Origin of the sequence: Pseudomonas sp. HAR-UPW-AIA-41 (assembly GCF_002304225.1) — a bacterium.
Classification (GTDB): Bacteria; Pseudomonadota; Gammaproteobacteria; order Pseudomonadales; family Pseudomonadaceae; genus Aquipseudomonas.
Map to the genome: position 1 here is coordinate 19,083 of NZ_NSLB01000014.1, position 24,846 is coordinate 43,928.

General features: G+C 65.9%; 17 protein-coding genes and 2 pseudogenes. 11 read left to right on the plus strand and 8 right to left on the minus strand.

Annotated elements, in window-relative coordinates:
- Positions 1-98: 98 nt before the first annotated feature.
- Together hslO and CK486_RS16750 are read right to left on the minus strand one after the other, a co-directional pair.
- Positions 99-986: an Hsp33 family molecular chaperone HslO gene (gene hslO, locus CK486_RS16745; RefSeq protein WP_095941449.1), complete on the minus strand. Its 888-nt coding sequence runs from the start codon at positions 984-986 to the stop codon at positions 99-101.
- Between the two features lie 102 nt (positions 987-1,088).
- Complete coding sequence (locus CK486_RS16750; protein ID WP_095941450.1) at positions 1,089-1,487, minus strand: RNA-binding S4 domain-containing protein; 399 nt, start codon at positions 1,485-1,487, stop codon at positions 1,089-1,091.
- A 99-nt stretch (positions 1,488-1,586) separates the two neighbouring features.
- Here CK486_RS16750 and CK486_RS16755 point away from each other — a divergent pair, with 99 nt between their 5' ends.
- Positions 1,587-2,054 carry an ATP-dependent zinc protease gene (locus CK486_RS16755; RefSeq protein WP_095941466.1) on the plus strand — a complete coding sequence of 156 codons (468 nt, stop codon included), beginning with the start codon at positions 1,587-1,589 and terminating at the stop codon, positions 2,052-2,054.
- Positions 2,051-2,956 (plus strand): 30S ribosomal protein S6--L-glutamate ligase, encoded by a 906-nt coding sequence (rimK, locus tag CK486_RS16760; protein WP_095941451.1) that lies wholly within the window; start codon positions 2,051-2,053, stop codon positions 2,954-2,956. Before CK486_RS16755 ends, rimK begins: the two co-directional genes overlap by 4 nt.
- Before the next feature lie 22 nt (positions 2,957-2,978).
- Here the strand turns inward: rimK and CK486_RS16765 are convergent, their stop codons facing one another.
- Both CK486_RS16765 and ompR read right to left on the minus strand, forming a co-directional pair.
- Entirely contained in the window at positions 2,979-4,292 is a 1,314-nt protein-coding gene (locus CK486_RS16765) for an ATP-binding protein (RefSeq protein WP_095941452.1), read from the minus strand.
- A 17-nt stretch (positions 4,293-4,309) separates the two neighbouring features.
- The gene (gene ompR / locus CK486_RS16770) at positions 4,310-5,041 is read right to left on the minus strand and encodes a two-component system response regulator OmpR (RefSeq protein WP_095941453.1); all 732 of its coding nucleotides are present in this window, start codon (positions 5,039-5,041) and stop codon (positions 4,310-4,312) included.
- 165 nt (positions 5,042-5,206) lie between these two features.
- Here ompR and CK486_RS16775 point away from each other — a divergent pair, with 165 nt between their 5' ends.
- From CK486_RS16775 to rmf, 4 genes are all read left to right on the plus strand, one after another.
- Positions 5,207-7,534 (plus strand): Tex family protein, encoded by a 2,328-nt coding sequence (locus CK486_RS16775; protein ID WP_095941454.1) that lies wholly within the window; start codon positions 5,207-5,209, stop codon positions 7,532-7,534.
- Positions 7,531-7,914, plus strand: coding sequence for a PaaI family thioesterase (locus CK486_RS16780; protein WP_095941455.1), 384 nt, complete (start codon positions 7,531-7,533; stop codon positions 7,912-7,914). Before CK486_RS16775 ends, CK486_RS16780 begins: the two co-directional genes overlap by 4 nt.
- A gap of 117 nt (positions 7,915-8,031) precedes the next feature.
- Positions 8,032-9,618 carry a glutamate--cysteine ligase gene (gene gshA / locus CK486_RS16785; protein ID WP_095941456.1) on the plus strand — a complete coding sequence of 529 codons (1,587 nt, stop codon included), beginning with the start codon at positions 8,032-8,034 and terminating at the stop codon, positions 9,616-9,618.
- A gap of 156 nt (positions 9,619-9,774) precedes the next feature.
- Positions 9,775-9,975, plus strand: a complete 201-nt coding sequence (gene rmf / locus CK486_RS16790) for a ribosome modulation factor (protein ID WP_095941457.1) — start codon at positions 9,775-9,777, stop codon at positions 9,973-9,975.
- A 63-nt stretch (positions 9,976-10,038) separates the two neighbouring features.
- Here the strand turns inward: rmf and argA are convergent.
- Positions 10,039-11,336, minus strand: a pseudogene (argA, locus tag CK486_RS16795) (amino-acid N-acetyltransferase).
- A 125-nt stretch (positions 11,337-11,461) separates the two neighbouring features.
- Positions 11,462-12,604, minus strand: coding sequence for an acetylornithine deacetylase (argE, locus tag CK486_RS16800; protein WP_095941458.1), 1,143 nt, complete (start codon positions 12,602-12,604; stop codon positions 11,462-11,464).
- A 168-nt stretch (positions 12,605-12,772) separates the two neighbouring features.
- On the opposite strand from argE, the gene CK486_RS16805 reads away from it, so the two are divergent.
- From CK486_RS16805 to CK486_RS16815, 3 genes are all read left to right on the plus strand, one after another.
- A complete protein-coding gene (locus CK486_RS16805; RefSeq protein WP_095941459.1) occupies positions 12,773-14,245 on the plus strand; it encodes an inorganic phosphate transporter in 1,473 nt (490 codons plus the stop codon).
- A gap of 82 nt (positions 14,246-14,327) precedes the next feature.
- Positions 14,328-15,692, plus strand: coding sequence for an inorganic triphosphatase (locus tag CK486_RS16810; RefSeq protein WP_095941460.1), 1,365 nt, complete (start codon positions 14,328-14,330; stop codon positions 15,690-15,692).
- A gap of 55 nt (positions 15,693-15,747) precedes the next feature.
- The gene (locus tag CK486_RS16815) at positions 15,748-17,532 is read left to right on the plus strand and encodes a GspE/PulE family protein (protein WP_095941461.1); all 1,785 of its coding nucleotides are present in this window, start codon (positions 15,748-15,750) and stop codon (positions 17,530-17,532) included.
- Positions 17,533-17,550: 18 nt separating this feature from the next.
- On the opposite strand, the gene CK486_RS16820 is transcribed toward CK486_RS16815, so the two are convergent.
- Positions 17,551-18,582, minus strand: a complete 1,032-nt coding sequence (locus CK486_RS16820; protein WP_095941462.1) for an AraC family transcriptional regulator — start codon at positions 18,580-18,582, stop codon at positions 17,551-17,553.
- A 63-nt stretch (positions 18,583-18,645) separates the two neighbouring features.
- Complete coding sequence (locus CK486_RS16825) at positions 18,646-19,779, minus strand: PilT/PilU family type 4a pilus ATPase (RefSeq protein ID WP_095941463.1); 1,134 nt, start codon at positions 19,777-19,779, stop codon at positions 18,646-18,648.
- A gap of 177 nt (positions 19,780-19,956) precedes the next feature.
- On the opposite strand from CK486_RS16825, the gene recC reads away from it, so the two are divergent.
- Both recC and CK486_RS16835 read left to right on the plus strand, forming a co-directional pair.
- Complete coding sequence (gene recC / locus CK486_RS16830; protein WP_095941464.1) at positions 19,957-23,202, plus strand: exodeoxyribonuclease V subunit gamma; 3,246 nt, start codon at positions 19,957-19,959, stop codon at positions 23,200-23,202.
- Positions 23,199-24,839, plus strand: a pseudogene (locus CK486_RS16835) (UvrD-helicase domain-containing protein); the annotation flags it as partial. The gene recC and the pseudogene CK486_RS16835, both read left to right, overlap by 4 nt.
- Positions 24,840-24,846: the final 7 nt, after the last annotated feature.

The window sequence follows — 24,846 nt, forward strand, 5'->3', positions numbered from 1 at the left end:
ACCGAAAATAAATCTGTCCCCTCTTATCGACCAGACCTGCTCGCCAGAACAAGCTCACAAATCCGGCATCAAGGCGTCAGAAGAGCGGAATAAGCTCGTCAGTGCTTGGTCTGCGCAGGCGGCTCGCTGCCGCCGCCGGCGAACAGCTGGGCGATGTCGGCGGCGTCAAACAGGTACTTCTGGTTGCAGAACTGGCAGTCGATGCTGATCGAACCGCCCTGTTCCACCACCAGTTGCTGGGCGTCTTCTTCGCCCAGGCTGACCAGCGCGCTGGCCGAACGCTCGCGTGAGCAGCTGCAGCGGAACACCAGAGGTTGCTCGTCGAACAGACGTACCTGTTCCTGGTGATAGAGGCGGTGCAGCACGGTGGGGTTGTCCAGGCCAAGCAACTCCTCGGCAGTCAGGGAGTCGGCCAGGGTAGTGAGGTGCTGCCAGTTGGCGGCCCGCTCTTCCGGATCTTTCAGACGGTCGGCCGGCAGTGCCTGCAGCAGCATGCCGCGCGCCACGCGTCCATCGGCCTGCAGCCAGAAGCGGGTTGGCAGCTGCTCGGAGTTAGCGAAGTAGCCAGACAGGCATTCGGCCAGGTTGGCGCCTTCCAGCGCCACAATGCCCTGATAGCGCTGACCCTGACGCGGATCGACGGTGAGCATCAGGGTGCCGTCCGGCATCAGCTGGTTCAGGCCGTCACCGGGCTGCACCTGCTCAGCGTCATAACGGGCAATCGCACGCACTTCACGCTCGCTGGAGCACTCGACCATCAGCAGCGGCACGGGACCTTCGCTGCGCGCCTGCATCACCAGCAAGCCGTCGAACTTCAGGGTGCCGACCAGCAGAGCGGCCGCCGCCAGCATTTCGCCCAGCAGTTCGGCGACCGGCGCCGGGTAGCTGTGCTTGGCCAGTACGTGCTGGTAGCTGTCACGCAGGGCAACCAACTCACCGCGCACGTCGGTGTCGTCGAAGAGGAAACGCTGGGAAAAATCGGACATGGCGGTCAGGGCTGCAGTCATTCTGGGCTGGCGATTTTAGGGGCAAAGCCCGGTGCGACCAAGCGCCAGTTGTCTATCGCCGGCGCGGGCAAACACTATCGGTCAGTGATCGTCATGAAAGGCACTGAGCTGGCGGCGCTGCTTCTTGCTCGGCCGGCCATCGGTCTGCACGCCCAGCGCACCGGCCTTGCGCAGCGCGGCGGCCTGCTCGCGGCGTAGCACGCTCTCGGCGGTTTCCTCATACAGCAGCTGTGCCTCGGGCGCGCCACGGCGCACCACCGACAGCGCGCGGACAACCACCGTGCGCTCGTCGAACCCCGTGCGAATCACGTATTCGTCGCCGACTTTAGGCTCCTTGCCGGGTTTGCAGCGCTCGCCCCGGTGATGCACCTTGCCGCCCTCGATGGCCTCCTTGGCCAGCGCCCGGGTCTTGTAGAAGCGCGCCGCCCACAGCCACTTGTCCAGGCGGACCTTGTCGTCTTTCGCGTCTTTGTCACTCATGCCGTGCTCGTCAATCCGGGGAAAACACCCGGCATTTTGCCTGATACAGTTGTCACATTGATTCCCCAGAATCCTGCGACCTGTTGCGGAATGCCTGCCGTGAAGACTTTCGACCAACTGGCCGTGATTGGCCTGCGCGAATGGATCAACCTGCCCGACCTGGGCATGATCGGCCTGCGCGCCAAGATCGATACCGGCGCCAGCACCTCGACCCTGCACGCCAGCGATATCCAGCCCTTCGAGCGCGACGGCGCCGAGTGGGTACGCTTCACTGCCCACCTCGGCACGCTGGTGCAGCGCCCGCACCGTTGCGAAGCGCCGGTTGTGACGATCAAGACCATCAAGAGCTCTAATGGCCAGGCACAGAGCCGTTATGTGATCCGCTGCCTGCTCGCCATGGGCGACCGCAGCTGGCCGGTGGAATTCACCCTGGCCTGCCGCAAGCACATGCGTTACCGCGTACTGCTCGGCTCCAAGGCGCTGGTGGATGGCCAGTTGGTGGTCAACCCGGCGCTGACCTACGTACAAGACAAACCCCTGTTGCGCAAACCCTCCGGTGCCCCATGAAGATCGCCATCCTGTCGCGCAACCCGCGCCTGTATTCAACCCGTCGCCTGGTGGAAGCCGGCACCCAGCGCGGCCATGAAGTGCAGGTGATCGATACCCTGCGCGCCTATATGAACATCGCCAGCCACAAGCCGCAGATCCACTACCGCGGCCGCCCGCTGGAAGGCTTCGACGCGGTGATCCCGCGCATCGGCGCCTCGGTCACCTTCTACGGCTGCGCCGTGCTGCGCCAGTTCGAGATGCAGGGGGTTTTTCCGCTCAACGAGTCGGTGGCCATCACTCGCTCGCGCGATAAGCTGCGCTCGCTGCAACTGCTCTCGCGCAAGGGCATCGGCCTGCCGGTGACCGGCTTTGCCCACTCGCCGGACGATATTCCCGACCTGATCCAGATGGTCAACGGCGCGCCGCTGGTGATCAAGGTGCTGGAAGGCACCCAGGGCATCGGCGTGGTGCTGTGCGAAACGGAGAAGGCGGCGGAATCGGTGATCGAGGCCTTCATGGGCCTCAAGCAGAACATCATGGTGCAGGAATACATCAAGGAGGCCGGCGGCGCCGACATCCGCTGTTTCGTGGTCGGCGACAAGGTAATCGCCTCGATGAAGCGTCAGGCCAAGCCCGGGGAATTCCGCTCCAACCTGCATCGCGGCGGTTCAGCCAGCCTGATCAAGATCACCCCGGAAGAACGCATGACCGCCATCCGCGCCGCCAAGGTCATGGGCCTGTCGGTGGCCGGGGTGGACATTCTGCGCTCCCACCACGGCCCGCTGGTGATGGAGGTGAACTCCTCGCCCGGCCTGGAAGGCATCGAGACCACCACCGGCAAGGATGTCGCCAGCATCATCATCGAATACCTGGAAAAGAACGCCGAGCCCGGTCAGACCCGCACAAAGGGGCGCGGCTGACCGTTCCTCCTTTAGCAGCCTGCTAGGCCGCGTCGCGAGGCAGCAGCAGACCCAGCGGCAGACACACCCGCGCTTCCATGCCGCCGCCGGCGCGGTTGCGCAACTCGACGCTGCCGCCATGCAGGGAAGCAATGCGCTTGACGATGGCCAGCCCCAGACCGGTGCCCTTGCCACCCCGGGCGCGGTCACCACGGATGAACGGGTTAAAGATCTCTCCCATTTCTTCCGGCGCGATGCCGGGACCACGATCCAGCACGCTGATCACCACGTAAGGCGCCGAAGAGTCGCCGGCCAGCGAGGCGGCCACTTCCACGGCATTACCGGCATAGCGCAGGGCGTTCTCGATCAGGTTGGTGAGCAGGCGCTTCATCGATACCCGCCGCAGGGCAATCAGCGGCAACTCTTCCAGACACAGGCGCACCTGCTCCTGCTTCTGGTTGTAGGGCGCCACCACTTCATGGATCAGCGCCAGCAGGTCTATCTCCTCGGCCGGCTCGTCGCTGCCATCGCGGATAAAGGCGAGGAACTGGTCGAGGATGGCGTCCATGTCCTCGATATCGCGAACCATATCGTCCGTCAGCTCGGCATCGCTGCTCATCAGCTCCAGCGACAGGCGCAGGCGGGTCAGTGGCGTGCGCAGGTCATGGGACACCCCAGCAAGCATCAGCTCGCGCTCGCGCGCCGCCTGCTCGAGCCCCTCGGCCATCTGGTTGAAGGAGCGGTACACCTCGGTCATTTCACTGGGCGTATCGGTGACGGGCAGCCGCACGCTGCGCCCCTGCCCCAGCTGGCGGGTGGCGAAGACCAGACGCTTGAGCGGCGCATTGAGCTGACGCACGAAGATCCAGGCCGCGGCCGTCGACAGCAGACCGATGCCGATGAACCAGCCCAGCACGCTCCAGATGCGCTGACCACGCAGCGGGTGCGGATACAGCGGCACCTTCAGCCACTCGGGGCCCAAAGCCGGTGCGTGCACCCAGAGCGCGGGGCCACTGTGCACGCGCACCCGCACCTCGGTGCCTTCGCCCAGCTCGGCCTGCATCTGCCGCTCGAAAATTTCCGTGTACGGCCAGTGCTGTTCACCGGCCGGCACATCCGCCGGGGCCACTCGTACCAGACCGGCGACCTTGCCGATTTCCTCGCGCGCATGCTCGTCGGCGGCCCAGTAGGCACGCAGGGTCAGCGCCGCGCCGTGGCTGTACTGACGATCGACCAGCACGTCCTCGTTCATCATCAGATAAACGAGGGTCAGCGCCTTGGAGAACAGCACGACGATCAGCACCAGCCACAGGGTGCGGGCGAAGAAGCTTTGCGGGAACCACAGCGGGGTTTTCATTCAGCCACGCGTCCGGATCACTTGTTGCCATCCGGCACGAACACGTAACCCACGCCCCATACGGTCTGGATGTAACGCGGCTTGGACGGATCGGGCTCGATCATCCGCCGCAGACGGGAAATCTGTACGTCGATGGAGCGCTCAAGCGCGTCCCACTCACGACCACGAGCCAGGCTCATCAGCTTGTCGCGGGTCAGCGGTTCGCGGGCGTGTTGCACCAGCGCCTTGAGCACGGCGAACTCGCCGGTGGTGAGCATGTTGACCTCGTCGCCCTTCTTCAGCTCACGGGTCGCCAGCGACAGTTCGTACTCGCCGAAGGTCACCACCTCGTCCTCGCTGCCGGGCGCGCCTGGCACCACCGGCGCCTGACGGCGCAGCACGGCCTTGATCCGGGCCAGCAGTTCACGCGGATTGAACGGCTTGGCCAGGTAATCGTCGGCGCCCTGCTCCAAACCCTGGATGCGGCTGCCTTCGTCACCCTTGGCGGTGAGCATGATGATCGGGATCTGATTGCCCGATTCGCGCAGACGGTGACAGGCGGACATGCCGTCTTCACCCGGCAGCATCAGGTCGAGCACCACCAGATTGAACAGCTCACGCGCCAGCAGTCGGTCCATCTGTTCGACGTTTTCCACCGCGCGCACGCGGTAGCCCTGCTCCTCGAGGAAGCGCTCCAGCAGGCGACGCAGGCGGGCGTCGTCATCCACTACGAGAATCTTTTCGCCTTCAGGCTGGGTATGCGGGGCCATGGAACCTCCAAGTTTTCGTGCGGCCATTATGACTCAGCGCCGTGCCGGTCCGTGGCAGGCATTGTTAGCAGATTTTTCCCCTGCCAGCTTCCCAGCCTGCCTGCGGGCGGTGTTTATAATGCGCCGCTTAGTCAGGCAGGCACGCCCTGCGCCTCAGGTAGACCCATGAACAGCATCAACGTCCGTATCGCCGAAGAGCTCTCCGCCGTTTCCGCCAGCCGCGTGCTGCCACAACAGGTCGCCGCCGCCGTGGCCCTGCTCGACGAGGGCTCGACCGTGCCCTTTATCGCCCGCTACCGCAAGGAAGTGACCGGCAGCCTCGACGACACCCAGCTGCGTACCCTGGAAGAGCGCCTGCGCTACCTGCGCGAGCTGGACGAGCGCCGCGCGGCCATCCTCGCCAGCATCGAGGAGCAGGGCAAGCTGACCGGCGAACTCAAGCGCGACATTCTCGAAGCCGATACCAAGACCCGGCTGGAAGACCTCTACCTGCCCTACAAGCAGAAGCGCCGCACCAAGGGCCAGATCGCCCTGGAAGCCGGCCTCGGCGAGCTGGCCGATGCGCTGTTCGGCAACCCCGGACTGAACCCGGAAAGCGAGGCTGCCCGTTACATCGATGCCGACAAAGGCTTTGCCGACACCAAGGCCGTGCTCGAAGGCGCCAAGTACATCCTCATGGAGCGCTTCGCCGAAGACGCCAGTCTGCTGGAAAAACTGCGCGGTTTTCTCAAGCAGGAAGCGACCCTCAGCGCCCGCCTGGTTCCGGGAAAGGAAGTCGAAGGCGCCAAGTTCAGCGACTACTTCGAGCACGACGAAGTGCTGCGCAATACGCCCTCGCACCGTGCGCTGGCCATCTTCCGCGGCCGCAACGAGGGCATCCTCAGCGTGGCGCTGAAGGTGGGCGAGGAGCTGCCGGGCACCAGCCATCCGTGCGAGCTGATGATCGCCGAGCGCTTCGGCATCCAGCAGCAGGGCCGGCCCGCCGACAAATGGCTGAGCGAAGTGGTGCGCTGGACCTGGAAGGTCAAGCTCTACACCCATCTGGAAACCGATCTGCTCGGCGAGCTGCGCGACAGCGCCGAGACCGAGGCGATCAACGTCTTCGCCCGCAACCTGCATGACCTGCTGCTGGCCGCACCGGCCGGCCCGCGCGCCACCCTCGGCCTCGACCCGGGCCTGCGCACTGGCTGCAAGGTGGCCGTGGTCGATGCCACCGGCAAGCTGCTGGATACCGCCACCGTCTACCCGCACGCACCGAAGAATGACTGGAACGGCACCCTCGCCGTGCTGGCCAAGCTCTGCGCCAAGCACAATGTCGACCTGATCGCCATCGGCAACGGCACCGCCAGCCGCGAGACCGACAAGCTGGCCATCGACCTGATCAAGCTCTGCCCGCAGCTGAAGATGACCAAGATCATGGTCAGCGAGGCCGGCGCCTCGGTGTATTCGGCCTCCGAAATGGCCGCGCGGGAATTCCCCGAACTGGACGTTTCCCTGCGCGGCGCCGTGTCCATCGCCCGCCGCCTGCAGGACCCGCTGGCCGAGCTGGTGAAGATCGACCCGAAATCCATCGGTGTCGGCCAGTACCAGCATGACGTGTCCCAGCTGAAGCTGGCCCGCTCGCTGGATGCGGTGGTGGAAGACTGCGTGAACGCCGTCGGCGTCGATGTGAACACCGCTTCCGCCGCCCTGCTGGCGCGCATCTCCGGCCTCAATGCGACCCTGGCGCAGAACATCGTGGCATTCCGCGATGCCAACGGCGCCTTCAAGAGCCGCGCCGAGCTGCTCAAGGTGCCGCGCCTGGGCGACAAGACCTTCGAGCAGGCCGCCGGCTTCCTGCGCGTGATGAACGGCGACAACCCGCTGGACGCCTCCGCCGTGCACCCGGAAACCTATCCGCTGGTGCAGCGCATCGCCCAGACCACGGGCCGCGACATCCGCTCGCTGATCGGCGATTCGGGCTTCCTCAAGCGCCTCGACCCCAAGCAGTTCACCGACGAAACCTTCGGCCTGCCGACCGTCACCGACATCCTCAAGGAACTCGACAAGCCCGGCCGCGACCCGCGTCCGGAGTTCAAGACCGCCGAGTTCCAGGAAGGCGTGGAAAGCCTCAAGGACCTCAAGCCGGGCATGGTGCTCGAAGGCGTGGTGACCAACGTCACCAACTTCGGCGCCTTCATCGATATCGGCGTGCATCAGGACGGTCTGGTGCACATCTCGGCACTCTCCGAGAGGTTCGTCAAAGACCCGTACGAGGTGGTCAAGGCCGGCGATATCGTCAAGGTCAAGGTCATGGAAGTGGACATCCCGCGCAACCGCGTCGGCCTGTCCATGCGCATGAGTGACACACCCGGCGAGAAGACCGAAGGCCCGCGCGGCGGCAACCGTGGCAACACGCCGCGCACCGAGCGCCACTCGGCGCAGGACAAGCCGGCCCCGGCCAATGCCGGCATGGCCGCGCTGTTCGCCAACGCCAAGCAACTGAAGAAATGAGCCTGCCCGAGGGGTTCGCCGGCAGTGCCTTCAGCCAGCATCTGGGCATCAGCCTGGTAAGCGCCGAGGGCGGTCAGGTGCACCTGCGCATGCCGGTGCGCGCCGAGCTGCGCAACCTCTCCGGCAAGCTGCATGGCGGCGCGCTGATGGCCCTGGCGGATACCGCCATGGGCCTGGCCTGCTTCGAGCGCTTCGGCGCCGACGAACCCTGCGTGACGGTGGAAGCCAAGCTCAACTTCATCCGCGCGGTGGACGATGGCGAGGTCGACTGCCACGCCAGCATTCTGCACAGCGGGCGTCGTACGCTGGTGCTGGAGGCCGAAATCCGTCAGGGCGACAAGCTGATCCTGAAGACCCTGGCGACCTTCGCCCGCCTGTAACCGGCGGCAGGCAGAATCGTCAGACTTGGCGATACTGATACCTCCAAGTCAACGCCCCCTTGTAGCATCACCACCACGCCCCCATATTGGTCGGCCAACCGGGTTAAGGACTTCACCGTGAGCGATCTGTTTTCCCGCCGCCTGGCACTGCTCGGCGAGCCGGCCAACCTGCCGCTGCTGACCCAGTGCCTGCATGGCATTGAGCGCGAAACCCTGCGCGTCGACGCCCGCGGCCAACTGGCCCAGAGCGAGCACCCGCGCGCCCTAGGCTCGGCACTGACTCACCCGCAGATCACCACCGACTACTCCGAAGCCCTGCTGGAGTTCATCACCCCGGCCGAGCCGCGGGTCGAGGACACCCTCAGCGATCTCGAGCGCATCCACCGCTTCGCCTGCAGCCAGCTGCAGGACGAATACCTGTGGAGCCCTTCGATGCCCGGCCTGCTGCCGGATGAGGCGGACATCCCGATTGCCCGCTACGGCAGCTCCAATATCGGCCGCCTCAAGTACGTCTACCGTCAGGGCCTGGCCCTGCGCTACGGCAAGACCATGCAGTGCATCGCCGGCATCCATTACAACTTCAGCCTGGCCGAAGGCCTGTGGCCGCTGCTGCAGCAGCTGGACGGCGATACCCAGAGCGGGCGCGACTTCCAGTCGGCCAGCTACATCGCCCTGATCCGCAACTTCCGCCGCTACAGCTGGCTGCTGATGTACCTGTTCGGCGCCTCGCCGGCACTGGACGCCAGCTTCCTGCGCGGCCGGCCGCACCAGCTGCAGCAGCTGGATGCCGACACCCTGTACCTGCCCTGGGCCACCAGCCTGCGGATGAGCGATCTGGGCTACCAGAGCAGCGCCCAGTCGGACCTCACCCCCTGCTACAACGATCTGGCCAGTTACACCGACAGCCTGCGCACCGCCGTGGCCACGCCCTACCCGGCCTACGCCGAGCTGGGCACCAAGGACGCCACCGGCCAGTGGCAGCAACTGAACACCAACATCATCCAGATCGAGAACGAGTACTACTCGAGCATCCGCCCCAAACGCGTGACCTACTCGGGCGAACGACCGATCCAGGCACTGATGTCCCGCGGCGTGCAGTACGTCGAAGTACGCTGCCTGGACATCAACCCCTACCTGCCGCTGGGCATCGACCTGGATCAGGCACGCTTCCTCGACACCTTCATCCTCTTCTGCGCCCTGCAGGACAGCCCCAAGCTGGCCGGCAACGAGTGCTGCAGCTGTACCGAGAACTTCCTCACCACGGTCAAGGAAGGGCGTCGCCCCGGCCTGCAACTGCAGCGCAACGGCCAGGCGGTGGAATTGCGCCAGTGGGCCGCGGAGCTGCTCGCCGCCTTCGCGCCGATTGCCCAGCTGCTCGACCGCGCCCACGGAGGTCAGGCCTACCAGCAGGCGCTGACCCAGCAACAGGCCAAGGTCGATGACCCGCAACTGACGCCGTCGGCGCGCATCCTGGCGGAACTGCAGAGCACCGGCGAAAGCTTCCGCATCTTCGCCCTGCGCCAGAGCCAGGCGCACACCGGCCAGCTGCGCAGCGCCCCGCTGGATGCCGAACAGCAACGCCTGTTCAGCGAAATGGCCAGCCAGTCACTGGCCGAGCAGGCTGCCCTGGAGCAACAGGAGCAGGGCGATTTCGACAGTTTCGTTGCGGCCTACCAGGCCAGCATCACGCACATCGCCAACTGATTGGCGCCAATAAATTCAAAGCTTTACCCGCGCTTGCCGGCCAAGCGCGGGCTGCGTCACAAATCCGCCAACTCGACCGTTCGCCGGGGACGACCGGCATGCCAGCGCGCCAAACAGGGATTAACCTTCCAGCATCAACCCGGACGGTATCCCGCCATGACGGCCGCCGACACCCACCAAGACCGCGACTGGAGCCTGGAAAGCCTGAACAAGGCCTACCAGCAGGGCTATATGGCCGGCCTCACCGGCAGCCAGTCGGGCCAGCCCGCCCTGCCGGATGTGCTCGCCGCCGCCTGGGAAGCGGGCTGGGACGACGGCCTCGAACAGAGCACCCTGCACCAGCGTCGCAGCGCCTGACCCGCACTTACCGAACTGCAAGAAAAAGGGCCGCAATCGCGGCCCTTTTTCATTCTTTCCGGCCTACAGGGCCTTTTCGAAGATCTTCGAGTTGCGCTGGTAGTTGTACAGCGAAGCCCGTGCCGCCGGCAGGCGCTCGACACTGCTCGGCTCGAAGCCACGCTCCTGGAACCAGTGCGCGGTGCGGGTGGTGAGCACGATCAGGGTCTTGAGCCCCAGCGCACGGGCCCGCGCCTCGATGCGCTCGAGCAGCTCGTCGCCGCGACCGCCATGCCGGTAATCGCCGCTGACCGCCAGACAGGCCAGCTCACCGGTCTGCGAGTCGGCAATCGGGTACAGCGCGGCGCAGGCAATGATCAGGCCGTCGCGTTCGACGATGCTGAACTGCTCGATCTCCCGCTCCAGCACCTCGCGCGAACGGCGCACCAGAATGCCCTGCTCTTCCAGCGGGGTAATCAGGTCGATCAGGCCGCCGACGTCCTCGATAGTCGCCTCGCGCAATTGCTCGAACTGTTCCTGATCGACCAGGGTGCCGCCACCGTCGCGGGTGAACAGCTCGGTGAGCAGCGAGCCGTTCTCCTGATAGCTGACCAGGTGGCTGCGCTTGACCCCGCCGCGGCAGGCCTGAGCAGCCGCATCCAGCAGCTCGCCCTGATAGCTGTCGCCCAGCCGCGCCAGGTGCGCCGGCACCTGCTGCGGGCGCATCTCGCGGATCAGCTTGCCCTGCTCGTCGAGCAGGCCCTGTTCGGCGCCGAACAGCACCAGCTTGTCGGCCCCCAGATCAATGGCAGCGCGGGTGGCGACATCCTCGCAGGCGAGGTTGAAGATTTCCCCGGTGGGCGAATAGCCCAGCGGCGACAGCAGCACGATGCTGCGCTCGTCGAGCAGGCGGTTGATGCCACGCCGGTCGATGCGGCGTACCTCGCCGGTGTGATGGTAGTCGACGCCATCGACCACGCCGATCGGCCGCGCGGTGACGAAGTTGCCGCTGGCCACGCGCAACCGCGAACCCTGCATCGGCGAAGAGGCCATGTCCATCGACAGGCGCGCTTCGATGGCGATGCGCAGCTGGCCGACGGCATCGATCACGCAATCCAGGGTCGCCCGTCGGTGATGCGCAGGGTGCGGTGAAAGTGCGCGCGAATGCCACGCTCGTTCAGGCGCGTCTCGATCTGCGGGCGCGAGCCGTGCACCAGCACCAAGCGTACGCCCAGGCTGTGCAGCAGCACCAGGTCGTGAACGATATTGCCGAAGTTGCCATCCTCGATGGCCTCGCCCGGCAGCATGATGACGAAGGTGCAGTCGCGGTGGGAATTGATGTAAGGCGTGGCGTGACGGAGCCAGTTGACGTAGTCGTGCATGCGGCAAAAACCTGTGCGAAGTGAACGGGCAAGCAGTGGGCGCACCTTGCTCGGCAAGGGCGCAGGGCGCGGTCAGGATCGTCGCAGCAGCATCAGGCGCAGGCTCCAGTGATCAGTGGCAATGGTCACAAACAGTAATGGCGGATCAGCTGGCGCAACAGCTGTACGGTCGGGGCAATGCGCGCCAGATCCAGGTATTCGTCCGGCTGGTGGGCGCAGTCGATGTCGCCCGGCCCCAGAATCAGGGTTTCGCAGCCAAGTTGCTGAAGATACGGGGCTTCGGTGCCAAAGGCCACCGCTTCGGCCGTAAAGCCAGTAAGGCGCTCGGCCAGCTGCACCAGCTCGCTGTCCGCCTCCTGCTCGAACGGCGGCACGCCGGGGAAGATCGGGCCGTAGTCGATCTGCACGCGATGCCGCTCGGCCAGAGGCGTCAGCTTCTCGCGGATCGCCGCGCGCAGCCACTCGGGGTCCATGCCCGGCAACGGCCGCAGGTCGAACTCCAGACTGCACTGACCGCAGATACGGTTGGGGTTGTCGCCGCCATGGATGCAGCCGAAATTCAGCGTCGGCTGCGGCACGCTGAACTGGGCATTGCTGAACTCGGCCTGCCACTGCCGGCGCAACCCCTGCAGCTCCCCCATGGCGTCATGCATGGCCTCCAGCGCGCTGCGGCCAAGTTGCGGATTGGAGGAATGGCCGCTCTGCCCGAGGATATCGATGCGCTCCATCATCACGCCCTTGTGCAGGCGGATCGGCCTGAGGCCGGTCGGCTCGCCGATCACCGCCGCGCGGCCAATGCTGCGCCGGCTGTCGGCCAGAGCACGGGCACCGGACATCGAGCTTTCCTCATCGCAGGTCGCCAGAATCAGCAGCGGCTGCCGCCACGGCTGATCGAGCAAACCGCCCTGCAGCGCCTCGATCACCAGCGGAAAGAAGCCCTTCATGTCGCACACGCCCAAACCGTAGAAGCGCCCGTCACGCTCGGTGAGGCGCAGCGGGTCGCTCTGCCACAGACTGTCGTTGTACGGCACAGTATCGGTGTGACCGGCCAGCACCAGGCCGCCGCTGCCCTGCCCGCGACTGGCGAGCAGGTTGAACTTGCCGGGCTGGACCTCCTGCAGTTCGCAGGTGAAACCCAGATCACCGAGCCAGCCGGCCAGCTGCTCGACCACCGCACGGTTGGACTGATCCAGTTTTGCCTGGGTGCAGCTCACCGAAGGCGCGGCAATCAGCGCGGCCAGTTGTTCTTGCAGAGAAGGAAGGGGCATGGGGGCTCTCCGGCAGTCTGGGCCCATCATAGAATCCGCGCCTACTTAAAAGAAGCGCAGACAGGCCTGCGACCACAGGCCGCCTGCTGACTCGTCGGATGACCGCGCACCCTATACGGGTTTCTGGCATAATCCGCGCCCCGAATTGTTACCGGTCACAAAACCGTCATGTTTGATATCTTCAGCGGACTTGAAACCTGGGTAGTCGTAAGTCTTGTACTTGCTCTGGCCTTTGTCCTGACCTTCGAATTCATCAACGGTTTCCATGACACCGCCAACGCGGTTGCCACGGTGATCTACACCAAAGCCATGCCAGCTCACCTTGCGGTGATCTTCTCCGGCATCTTCAACTTCCTCGGCGTGGTCCTCGGTGGTGTTGGCGTGGCCTATGCCATCGTCCATCTGCTGCCCGTGGAGCTGTTGATCAACGTGAACACGGCCTATGGTCTGGTCATGGTGTTCTCCCTGCTGACAGCCGCCATTGCCTGGAACCTGGGCACCTGGTACTTCGGCATCCCGGCCTCCAGCTCCCACACCCTGATCGGCTCGATCCTCGGTGTCGGCCTGGCCAACGCGCTGATCACCAATATTTCCCTGGCCGAGGGCGTCAACTGGCAGAAAGCGATCGATATCGGTCTGTCCCTGCTGCTCTCGCCACTGGCGGGCTTCACCGTTGCCGCGCTGATTCTGCTGAGCCTGAAGTGGCTGCGTCGCGATTCGAAGATGCACAACAACCCGGAACAGCGCATGCAGATTGATGGCAAGAAGCACCCGCCATTCTGGAACCGCCTTGTGCTGGTTCTGTCGGCCATGGGCGTGAGCTTCGTGCACGGTTCCAATGACGGTCAGAAAGGTATCGGCCTGATCATGCTGGTGCTGATCGGTATTGCTCCGGCCAAGTTCGTTCTCGACCTGAACAGCACCACCTACCAGATCGAGCGCACCCGTGATGCGGCGCTGCACCTGAGCCAGTTCTACGAGCGCAACAGCGACACCCTCAGCGAGTACCTGGCTCTGGGCAAGAACGGCACCACCGAGCTGCCGAAGAAATTCCGCTGCGACGTCAAGCTGACCGAGCCGACCATTGCCGCGCTGAACCAGACCCTGGCCGGCGTTACCGACTACAGCCAGCTGGACCAGGAAAAGCGCACCCAGGTGCGTCGTTACCTGCTGTGCCTGGACGACACCGCGAAGAAGGTCGGCAAGCTCAAGGAGCTGCCCAAGCGTGAAGTGGCGGATCTGGAGAAACTGCGCAAAGACCTTACCGCCACCACCGAATATGCCCCGACCTGGGTGATCTTCGCCGTCGCCTTGGCCCTCGGCATTGGCACCATGGTGGGCTGGAAGCGCGTGGTACTGACCGTCGGCGAAAAGATCGGCCGCACCGGCATGACCTACGCCCAGGGCATGAGCGCCCAGATCACCGCGTCGATCGCCATCGGCATGGCCAACATCTACAGCCTGCCGGTATCCACTACCCACGTGCTGTCGTCGGGCGTGGCGGGTTCCATGGTCGCCAACGGCAGCGGCCTGCAGCTGGGCACGGTACGCACTATTCTCACCGCCTGGGTTTTCACCCTGCCGGTGACCGTCGCACTGTCCGCTTCATTGTTCTGGCTCGGTGTGAAGCTGTTCGTCTAAGCTCGACCCCTGCCTGCTCGCACAAGGCCGCCTCCGGGCGGCCTTGTCGCTCCCAGCCCGCCCCTTTCGCGAGACTTGCCCCATGCAGAAAGAAACCGAAATCAAGCTGCGCGCCAGTCGCGAAACCCTCGCCGCCCTGCGCGAGCATCCGCTGCTGAAAAAGCGCAACAAGTCCGGCTGGGAGCGCTGCGAGCTGTTCAACCAGTACTTCGACACCCCGGCCCGCGACCTGGCGCAGGCCAAGGTCGCCCTGCGCCTGCGCCGTGACGGTGAGCAGATCATCCAGACCCTCAAGAGCCGCGGCCAGAGCGTGGCCGGGCTGTCCGAACGCAACGAGTGGGACTGGTACCTGAGCAAGGCCAAGCTCGACCTCAAGCTGCTGACCGACGACTGCTGGCCGGCCAGTCTGGCCGAACTGGACAAGAAGCAGCTGCAGCCGATCTTCACCACCGACTTTGTCCGCGAGAAGGCCGAGATCGCCTGGGGTCGCGGCAAGGCCAGGGTAGTCATCGAGGCAGCCCTCGATCTGGGCAAGGTGCTGGCCGGCGAAGGTGAAGAGGAAATCTGTGAGCTGGAGCTGGAGTTGCGCCAGGGCGAACCCGAAGCCCTGCTGGAACTGGCCGCCGAGCTGGCCGCCGATCTGCCGCTGATGCCCTGCGATATCAGCAAGGCCGAGCGCGGCTACCGCCTGTTCGACGCCGGCAGCTACGCCCTGAGCCTACCGGCGCCGGAGCTGAACGAAGAGCAGCCCCTGGACGATGCCGTTGCCGCCCTCGGCTGGCACCTGCTCGGCAGCAGCCAGCGCCTGGCCGAACAATACCGCTGGAATGGCCACTGGAAACTGCTGGAGCAGTGGCTGCAGCAGCTGACCGACCTGCGCGCCCTGCTCGCCAGCCTCGGTCAGGCCGCCCCGCGCGCCAGCACCCACGAACTGCGCACGGCCCTCGACGCGCTGCTGGCCGACTGGCGCCCGCGCCTGCAGAACGGCCGCGGCAACGACGATCTGCGCCGCAATGCATCGGCGCTGTTTGCCGCCGAACTGCAGGGCAACCGCTGGGGCCTGTTCTCCCTGCAATGCTCGCGCTGGCTGCTGGTTCGCGGCTGGACCGCCGAGCGCAACAACCGTGGCAATCGCCAGGGCCAGGCCGCGCTGGGCAACTGGCTGCTGCACCTCTTCGGCGAGGAAGCCAAGGCGCTCAAGCTGGACCGTTACAAGCAGCAGCCGGAAGACCTCAGCGAGCAACTGCCGCGTATCGAGCGCCTGCTGGTCTGGCTGCGCCTGGCCCGCCCACTGCTGCCGCTGCCGGAGACCGACCGCCTGTACGGCGAGCTGCTCAAGCTGGAGCAACTGGCCCTGCAGCCGCTGAGTGACGAGGCGTTGGTCGAGCGCAGTGCCCAGGCGCATACTGTGTGGACGCTCAAAGCCTGGAAGCCGCTGCTCAAATAGACTGCCAGGTACCCGGCGGCCACAAGGCCGCCACACAGGTCATCAAGGAAGCTGCATGTCTGCTATCGCCTCGCCCAGTCAGGACCGCTGGCTGGACCTGAACGACATCCTGCGCGAACTGGTCAGTGCCCAGCGCCTGGCCCAGGACACCGCCGAACAGTGCCTGGCGATCCGCCGCAGTGCGGTCAACAACCAGCAGCACCCGCTGGAGTTCCTCGCCAGCCAGCAACTCGATGACCTGCAGCGCCCCGGCAAGAAGCTCGACCTGGAAAGCCTGACCCAGTGGCTGGCGCAGTACAGCGGCCAGCCCTACCTGCGCATCGACCCGCTGAAGATCGACGTCGCCGCGGTGACCCCGCTGATGTCCTTCGCCTTCGCCCAACGCCACAAGATTCTGGCCGTGGCGGTGAACAAGGACGAGGTCACCATCGCCAGCGCCCAGCCCTTCGTGCACAGCTGGGAAAGCAACCTGCTGCATGTGCTCAAGCGCCCGATCAAGCGCGTGGTGATCAACCCGGTCGATCTGGCCCGCTACACCAACGAGTTCTATCGCCTGGCCAAATCGGTCAGCGGTGCCAGCAGTAATGAGCAGAAAATCAGCGGCGTCGGCAACTTCGAGCAGTTGCTCAATCTAGGCGCCAGCGACAAGGAGCCGGACGCCAACGACGCCCACATCGTCAACATCGTCGACTGGCTGTTCCAGTACGCCTACCAGCAACGCGCCAGCGACATTCACATCGAGCCGCGCCGCGAAGCCGGTACCGTGCGCTTCCGCATCGACGGCGTGCTGCACAACGTCTACCAGTTCCCGCCACAGGTCACCATGGCGGTGGTCAGCCGCCTGAAATCCCTCGGCCGGATGAACGTGGCCGAGAAGCGCAAACCCCAGGACGGCCGGGTCAAGACCAAGACCCCGGACGGCGGTGAAGTGGAGCTGCGCCTGTCGACCCTGCCCACCGCCTTCGGCGAGAAGATGGTGATGCGTATCTTCGACCCCGAGGTACTGCTCAAGAGCCCGGACCAGCTCGGCTTCTCCCCGGACGATCTGCGCCGCTGGGAGAGCATGACCCGCCAGCCCAATGGCATCATCCTGGTCACCGGCCCCACCGGCTCTGGCAAGACCACCACCCTCTACACCACGCTCAAACAGCTGGCGACCGAGGAAGTAAACGTCTGCACCATCGAGGACCCGATCGAGATGATCGAGGGCGCCTTCAACCAGATGCAGGTGCAGCACAACATCGACCTGACTTTCGCCAGTGGCGTACGCGCGCTGATGCGTCAGGACCCGGACATCATCATGGTCGGCGAAATCCGCGACCTGGAAACCGCCGAGATGGCGATCCAGGCCGCACTCACCGGCCACCTGGTGCTCTCCACCCTGCACACCAACGACGCGCCCAGTGCCATCACCCGTCTGCTGGAACTGGGCGTGCCGCACTACCTGATCAAGGCCACTGTGCTCGGCGTCATGGCACAGCGTCTGGTACGGACCCTGTGCCCGCACTGCAAGGCGCCGGTGACACTGGAAGAGCAGGACTGGCAGGAACTGACCCGCCCCTGGAGCGCCCCGCTGCCAAGCACTGCCCAGCAGGCCGTGGGCTGTCAGGAGTGCCGCGACACCGGCTACCGTGGCCGTGCCGGGGTCTACGAGATCATGCTGCTGTCCGATGGTGTGCGCTCGCTGATCACCGCCGACACCGACATCACCGCCCTGCGCCGCCAAGCCTTCAAGGAAGGCATGCGCAGCCTGCGCCTGTCCGGTGCGCAGAAGGTCGCCGCCGGCCAGACCACCATGGAAGAAGTGCTGCGGGTCACCCCGCAAAGCGAACAGCGCTGATTCGCCGCCCCGGAACCCTCAGGCGTCAGCGGCGGCGTGGCGGTTGCGGTATTCGCCCGGAGTCAGCCCGGTCCACTGACGGAAGGCACGGAAAAACACGCTCGGCTCCGAATAGCCCAGCAGAATCGCAATCTCGGTGGCCGGCAGACGCCCTTCAGCAAGGTGACGTTCTGCTAACTGTCGGCGCGTATCTGTTAGCAACTGCTGATAGCTGCTGCTTTCTTCGGCTAGCCGCCGTTGCAGGGTGCGCTCGCTCATGCCCAGATGACTGGCCAGCGCATTGCGATCCGGCTCACCCTGGGCCAGTTGGGCACTGAGCAGGGCCACCACGCGGGCACTCAGGCTCTCGCTGGGCAGTCGCGCCAGCAGGTTTTCCGCATGCTGCAGCAGCACCTGCTGCAGGCCGGCATTGCCCTGAGTCAGCGGTGCCTGTTCCAGACTGGCCGGCAGCACCAGAACATAGTCGGGCGCCGCGAATTGCATTGGACAGGCAAATGCCTCATCGAAGGGGGAAAGATCGGCGGGCGCCGGCTGAGCCAGCTCCACACGGCGAAGCTGCAGCTGTTGCAGCAGCGGGCGGATCAGCTGCAGCCAGCCATGCATCAGCGCCAGCACCCTGGTACGGGTCGCCAGACTGTCGGGCTCCAGCGGCCGGTAGATCAGCCAAAGCTCGTCATCCTGACGCTGCAGGAGCAGGTTCCCGCCTTCGCCGGCCAGGCGCTGGTAGCGGACCGCCGCCTCCAGGGCAGCGCCAAAGGTCGGGCTGCTCTGCAGCAGATAACCCAGCACACTGAACTGCCCGGGACTGAAGGCCGCACCAATCGCCAGACCAGGCTCTGCCATAGGCAGCTGTTCAGCTACCGTCGCCCACAGTCGTTGCTGAGTAGCAAAAGGAATACGTGCATCCGGATCACGCAGCGCGTCCTCATCCAGCCCAATGGCCTGCAGCAAAATGTCTCGCGGCAAACCCAGGCGCGCAGCCGCCTGTAGCACAGCCTGAGCAAGGCTGGCACTGACGGAGACATGAACGGAATGATGGGCAATCGGCATGGGCAGGGATTCTGCACCAGCCGACGGGCGGCGGGTAGCCCGCCGCCCACTTAACAAAGACGATCAGCGATCACGGAGCAGGTTCAACGTGCCAGCATCACCACTGACGCCATGACCGAGCTTGATCTTCAGGGTCAGGTCTGTGCGCGAGTTGGCGTGGCGGATGGCCTCTTCGGCACTGATCTTCTTCGCCTCATAAAGATCGAAGAGATGCTGATCGAAGGTCTGCAGACCCTGCTCGCGTGCGCGGGCCACGGCTTCATGCAGGTCATCCAACAGGTCGCGCTGAATCAGGTCACGGATGTGCGCAGTGGCCAGCAGCAACTCCACAGCCACCACCCGGCGCTGTTGCAACGCAGGAATCAGGCGCTGGCCGATCACCCCGACCAGATTCTGCGCCAGGTCGGCGAGGATCTGATGACGAGCCTCCTCGGGAAAGAAGCGCACGATGCGCTCGATTGCATGGCTGGTGCTGGTGGCGTGCAGGGTGGCCAGGCACAGGTGGCCGGTTTCGGCGTAGTGCAGGGCATGCTGCATGGTGTCGAGGTCGCGGATCTCACCGAGCATGATTACGTCCGGTGCCTCGCGCAGCACGTTGCGCAGGGCATCGGCAAAGCTGTGGGTGTCCAGGCCCACCTCGCGCTGATCGATCACCGCCTTGTTGTGCTTGTGCAGAAACTCGATCGGGTCCTCGATACAGATGATGTGCCCAGCCTTGTGCTGGTTGCGGTAGTCGAGCATGGCCGCCAGGGTGGTCGACTTGCCGGAGCCGGCCGCCCCGATCACCAGAATCAGGCCGCGCTCGAGCAGCGAGAGTTTCTCCAGTTGCGGCGGCAGGCCGAGCGACTCGATGTCAGGAATCTGGCTCTTGATCAGCCGCGCCACCATCGCCACTTCGCCGCGCTGGTAGTAGACGTTGATGCGGAAGCGCCCGGAGTCCGACACACTGACCGCCAGGTTCATTTCCAGATCACGTTCGAACTCGCCGATCTGCTTCTCGCTCATCAGCTGGTAAGCCATCTGCTGCACTTCGCCGCATTTCAACGCGGGCACGTCCAGTGGCAGCGTCTGCCCTTCGACCTTGATCTGCGGCGGCGTGCCGACGCTGAAGAACATGTCCGAGCCGCCGCGCTTGAACAGTTCCAGCAGGAACGGATAGACATCGATTTTGCGCTCTGCGGTGACCTGATTTTCCATGGTTCTATCCCTGTGATTCGTGGGCGACCGGACTCAGTAAAGTGCATGGCGAACCATCCGGCCGACTGTCGCCACGCAGCATCAGCCTCTACCTGTTAACCTAGCCGATCAGCCCTGTCCTGCCCTGATCTGCGGCAACTTCTGGCTGATTGTCTGCACCGCGAAGGGATGCCGCCCATGCTTCACCTGTATCACGCCAATGACCTGGAAAGCCTCGGCGAGCTGGCCGCCACGCTGCTTGCCCAGCCGATGAGCGACCCGTTGGCCCCGGCCCGGGTGGTGGTGCCGAGTCAGGGCATGGGGCGCTGGCTGACCCTGCAGCTGGCGCGCCAGCAGGGCATCGTCATGCAGCTGGAAGTGCAACTGCCGGCCAGCTTCATCTGGCAGCTGGCGCGCGAAGTGCTGGGCGAGCTGCCGGCCACCTCGGCCTTCGATCCCAAACCACTGGCCTGGCGCGTGTATGACTGGCTGTGCGAGGCGGACAACCTGAAAAGGGCGCCGCGCCTGGCGCGTTACCTAGACGGTGGCGACGAGCGCCGCCGGCTGACCCTGGCCACGCGCATTGCCGACGTCTACGACCAGTACCTGCTCTACCGTGATGACTGGCTGGCCGCCTGGGAGCGCGGCGAGCGCCTGGAGCTCGGCGCCGATGAAGACTGGCAGGCCCTGCTCTGGCACGAGCTGACCAAGGACGGCCACCCGCACCGCGCGCGCCTGCTCGGCGAGCTGCTGACCCGTCTGCACGACCCACAACCGCTGGTGCAGTTGCCCGAACGCCTGGTGGTATTCGGCATCAGCGCCCTGCCACCGCATCACCTGCGCGTGTTCGAAGGCCTGGCGCAGCACTGCGAGGTGATCCTCTTCGCCCTCAACCCCTGCCGCGAGGCCTGGGGCGATATCCGCGATATACGCGAACTGGCCCGCCTGCCCGAGCCGGCCGTGGATGACTGGTACCTGGACGTGGGCCATCCCCTGCTGGCCAGCCTGGGCAAGCAGGGGCGCGACTTCTTCGACAGCCTGTTCAGCCTGAGCGGCCAGGAAACCGGCCTCTATCCCGAGGATCAGGACCTGCATGACGACAGCCTGCTGCACGCCCTGCAGCAGGACATCCTGCGTCTGCGCAGCCGCGCTGCTGATGAGCGCCTGCACCTGCGCGAGGACGACCGCTCGCTGGAGCTGCATGTCTGCCATTCGCCACTGCGCGAGGTCGAGGTGCTGCACGACCAGTTGCTCGCCCGCTTCGCCGCCGACCCGACGCTGACGCCCGATCAGGTGGTGGTGCTGACGCCGGACATCGAACGCTATGCGCCCTTTATCGAGGCAGTGTTCGCCGCCCGCGAAGGCGTGCCGCGGATTCCCTTCAGCCTGGCCGACCGAAGCCTGCGCGCCGAACTGCCGCTGATCGAGGCCTTTCTCGCCCTGCTCGATCTGGCGCAAAGCCGCTTCGCCGCCGAACAGCTGCTCGGCTGGCTGGAGTTGCCAGCCATTGCCCGCCGCGCCGGTATCGAGGCCGAAGACCTGCCGCTGCTGCGCGACTGGCTGCGCGACGCCGGCGTGCGCTGGGGCCGGGATGGCGCGCATCGCAGCCGCCTGGGTCTGCCGGCCGAGCAGGCCTTCACCTGGCAGCAGGGCCTGGACCGCCTGCTGCTGGGCTTTGCCGCCCCGCCGCAACTGGCCGGCAGCGCGCCCCCTTTGCTGGGCGACAGCTGGCCGCTGGACGCCCTGGAGGGCGCGCGCGGACAGTTGCTCGGCTTTCTTGCCGGCTTCGTCCAGCGCCTGGCCGGCTGGGCCGACGAACTGTCCCGGCCACGGCCGCTGGCTGAGTGGGCCGACTGCCTGCAACAGCTGATCGACGCGCTGATCGACGAGCAGGAGGCCGGCGATACCCTGCTGCTGTTGAGCAAGGCCTGCGCCGCCCTGCGCGATCAGGCCGCAGCCGCCGGTATCACCCGCGACATTCCCATCGAGCTGGTACGCGACCGCCTGGTGGCCGCGCTGGATCAGGGCTCCGGCGCCTCGGGCTTTCTTACAGGCATGGTCACCTTCTGCAGCATGGTGCCCATGCGCAGCCTGCCGTTCCGCCACGTCTGCCTGCTCGGCCTGGACGACGGCGCCCTGCCCCGGCGCACCCCGGCCGCCGGCTTTGACCTGATCGCCCAGAAGCCCCGGCGCGGCGACCGCGCGCGGCGCCTGGACGACCGCTACCTGTTTCTGGAAATCCTGCTGTCGGCACGCGACGGTCTGTACCTCAGCTATGTCGGCCGCGATGCGCGCGACAACGCGCACCTGCCACCCTCGGTGCTGGTCAGCGAGCTGCTCGATGCCATCGATATGACCGCGGCGACCGCCCAGGGCTCGCTGCCGAGCCAGGCCATTACCATCACCCACCCGCTGCAGCCGTTCGCCCCCGGCAACTTCGCCGAAGGCCGCCGCGCCGGTTATGCCGCCCCCTGGTTCCGCGCCGCCCAGCGACTGGCACAGGCACCGGGCGAGCCTCAGGCGCCCTTCGCCCACCGTCTGCCACCGCCCGACGAGGACTGGCTGACGCTGGAGCCGAGCCAGTTGATCCACTGTTTCAAGCACCCGGCGCGCTACCTGCTGGAGCAGCGTCTGGGTCTGCGTCTGGCGCAGAGCGAAGAGGTGCTGGCCGGCGACGAACCCTTCAGCGTCGAGTGGACTGCCCAGCACGGTCTGCGCCAGCTGGCCCTGCAGGCGGTGGAAAGTAGCTGGAGCGAGGCCGACGAGCGCCGCGTGGCCGCTGCCGCCGGCTGGCTGCCGGTGGGCGAGCTGGGCCAGGCCCACTGGGGACAGATTCGCGGGCCGATCCGTGCCTTCGCCCCCACCCTGTTCGACGAGCGCCCCGGGGAAGCCGCCCAGCCGCTGCTGGTGGATATCCGACTGGCTGGCGTGCGCATCCACGGCTGGCTGGAAGGTGTCACGCCCGAAGGGCTGTTCGACTACCGCCTGCGTGATCTCGGCGCCTGGGAACTGGCGCCCTTCTGGCTGCGCCACCTGCTGCTCAATGCCAGCGCCACAGCCGGCATCGCCCGCGAGAGCCGGCTGCTGTCGCCCAGGAGCGAATGGCGCCTGGGCCCGCTGGCCGAACCACTGGCGCTGCTCAAACCCTGGCTGGAGGCCTATCAGGAAGCGCTCTGCGAACCGCTGCCGGTGTTCGCCAAGTGCAGCCATGGCTATGCCCACAAGTCGCGCAATCCCGGCCGCAAGGAACCGCAGGACGCCGCCCGCGCAGAGGCGCGGGTGATGTGGGAAGGCAATGACTACTTCACCGGCGAGGGTCAGGACCCGTGGAATGCCCTGGCCTTCCGCGACCGCGACCCGCTGGACGAGCGCTTCGAGGCGCTGGCCGAGGCCCTCTACGGCCCGGCGCTGGATGCCCTGCAGGGCGAGGAGGAAGACGCATGAACGCCCCACTCGACCTGCTTCGCGACAGCTTCGCCGGGCGCAGCCTGATCGAGGCCAGCGCCGGCACCGGCAAGACCTGGACCCTGACCGCCCTGTACGCACGCATGCTGCTGCAGGAACAGCTGTCGGTCGGGCAGATTCTGGTGGTCACCTACACCACCGCCGCCACCGCCGAGCTGCGCGAGCGCATCCGCAAACGTCTGGCCGAGCTGCTGGCCGTCTACGAGCAGGGCCACGGCAGCGATGCCCTGCTCAATGCCCTGCACGACCAGTATCCGGGCGATGCTAATCGCCGGCGCCTGCTGCTGGCGGTACACGGCTTCGACGAGGCAGCCATCTTCACCATCCACGGCTTCTGCCAGCGCGCCCTGCAGGACGCCGCCTTCGAGGCCGGTGGCGACTTCGACAACGAGCTGTCCAGCGACGACCGCGAGATTCTCGATGCGCTGATCGCCGACCTCTGGCGCCATGAGCTGGCCAGCGCCGAGCCGGAATGGGCCGCCTTCCTCGCGCAGAAGAAGGTCACCCCGCAGCAGCTGCGTGGCCAGCTGCGCAGCCATCTGGGCAAGCCCTTCCTGCGCATCGAGCCGGCACTGGGCAGCCAGGCCGACATGGCCCCGCTGCGCGCGGCCTGGCAACACGCGCGCGACTTCTGGCAGCGCGACGGCGCGGCCTGGATCGAGCAGCTCAAGGCCTTCGACGGTCTCAACAAGCGCAGTTATGACGCACGCAAGATCGGCCACTGGCAGGCCGAGCTGGATGGCTATTTCAGCGATGCCGCAGCACTGTTCAGCAAGACCGAGGCGCCCCAGCGGCTGTCGCGCGAGGCGCTGCTCAAAGCCACGCTCAAGGGCCGCGAGGTGCCGCTGGGTGCCGTCGCCGACGCCCTGCAGGGACTGGTCGAGGCACTGGCGGCCAGCCAGCCCGAAGCCGAGCAGCGTCTGGTCGATCTCAAGGTACGGCTGATCGCCCAGCTCAACGAGCAGTTGCCAGCTCGCAAGGCGGCCCAGCGCATCCTCGCCTTCGACGACCTGCTCAACCGCCTGAACGAGGCGCTGCAGGGCGAGGGCGGCGCCACTCTGGCGGCGGCGTTGCGCCGGCAATACCCGCTGGCGCTGATCGACGAGTTTCAGGATACCGACCCGATTCAGTACCGGATCTTCCGCAGCGTCTACGAGAGCGAGGGAAACTTGTGTTTTGTTGGCGACCCCAAGCAGGCCATCTATGCCTTCCGCGGCGCCGACCTGGCCACCTACCTCAAGGCCCGCGAAGAAGCGGCACGGCAGTACAGCCTGACCACCAACCACCGCTCCACCCCCGCGCTGATCGGCGCGCTGAACCTGCTGTTCGACCGTCCCACACCCTTTGCCGAACAGGACCTGGACTACCCAACAGTGGGCGCCAGCAGCAAAGCGCGCGCGCAGCTGGTGCTCCCCGAGCCTTTGCCGCCGCTGGGCCTGGTGTGGCTGGGCGACGAGCCGCTGACCAAGGGCCAGGCCAGCAGCCTGGCCGCCCAGGACTGTGCCCGGCGCATCGCCGCCCTGCTCGCCGCCAGCCATGCCGGGCAGGCCTATTTCGACGAGCCGGAGTGCGGCCGTACGCCGCTCAGGGGCGGCGATATTGCCGTGCTGGTCGCCTAGCCAC

Coding starts and splice junctions, on each gene's coding strand:
- hslO (WP_095941449.1), bottom strand. CDS start 986: ATGTCCGATTTTTCCCAGCGTTTCCTCTTCGACGACACCGACGTGCGC.
- CK486_RS16750 (WP_095941450.1), bottom strand. CDS start 1,487: ATGAGTGACAAAGACGCGAAAGACGACAAGGTCCGCCTGGACAAGTGG.
- rimK (WP_095941451.1), top strand. CDS start 2,051: ATGAAGATCGCCATCCTGTCGCGCAACCCGCGCCTGTATTCAACCCGT.
- CK486_RS16765 (WP_095941452.1), bottom strand. CDS start 4,292: ATGAAAACCCCGCTGTGGTTCCCGCAAAGCTTCTTCGCCCGCACCCTG.
- ompR (WP_095941453.1), bottom strand. CDS start 5,041: ATGGCCCCGCATACCCAGCCTGAAGGCGAAAAGATTCTCGTAGTGGAT.
- CK486_RS16775 (WP_095941454.1), top strand. CDS start 5,207: ATGAACAGCATCAACGTCCGTATCGCCGAAGAGCTCTCCGCCGTTTCC.
- CK486_RS16780 (WP_095941455.1), top strand. CDS start 7,531: ATGAGCCTGCCCGAGGGGTTCGCCGGCAGTGCCTTCAGCCAGCATCTG.
- rmf (WP_095941457.1), top strand. CDS start 9,775: ATGACGGCCGCCGACACCCACCAAGACCGCGACTGGAGCCTGGAAAGC.
- argE (WP_095941458.1), bottom strand. CDS start 12,604: ATGCCCCTTCCTTCTCTGCAAGAACAACTGGCCGCGCTGATTGCCGCG.
- CK486_RS16805 (WP_095941459.1), top strand. CDS start 12,773: ATGTTTGATATCTTCAGCGGACTTGAAACCTGGGTAGTCGTAAGTCTT.
- CK486_RS16810 (WP_095941460.1), top strand. CDS start 14,328: ATGCAGAAAGAAACCGAAATCAAGCTGCGCGCCAGTCGCGAAACCCTC.
- CK486_RS16815 (WP_095941461.1), top strand. CDS start 15,748: ATGTCTGCTATCGCCTCGCCCAGTCAGGACCGCTGGCTGGACCTGAAC.
- CK486_RS16820 (WP_095941462.1), bottom strand. CDS start 18,582: ATGCCGATTGCCCATCATTCCGTTCATGTCTCCGTCAGTGCCAGCCTT.
- CK486_RS16825 (WP_095941463.1), bottom strand. CDS start 19,779: ATGGAAAATCAGGTCACCGCAGAGCGCAAAATCGATGTCTATCCGTTC.
- recC (WP_095941464.1), top strand. CDS start 19,957: ATGCTTCACCTGTATCACGCCAATGACCTGGAAAGCCTCGGCGAGCTG.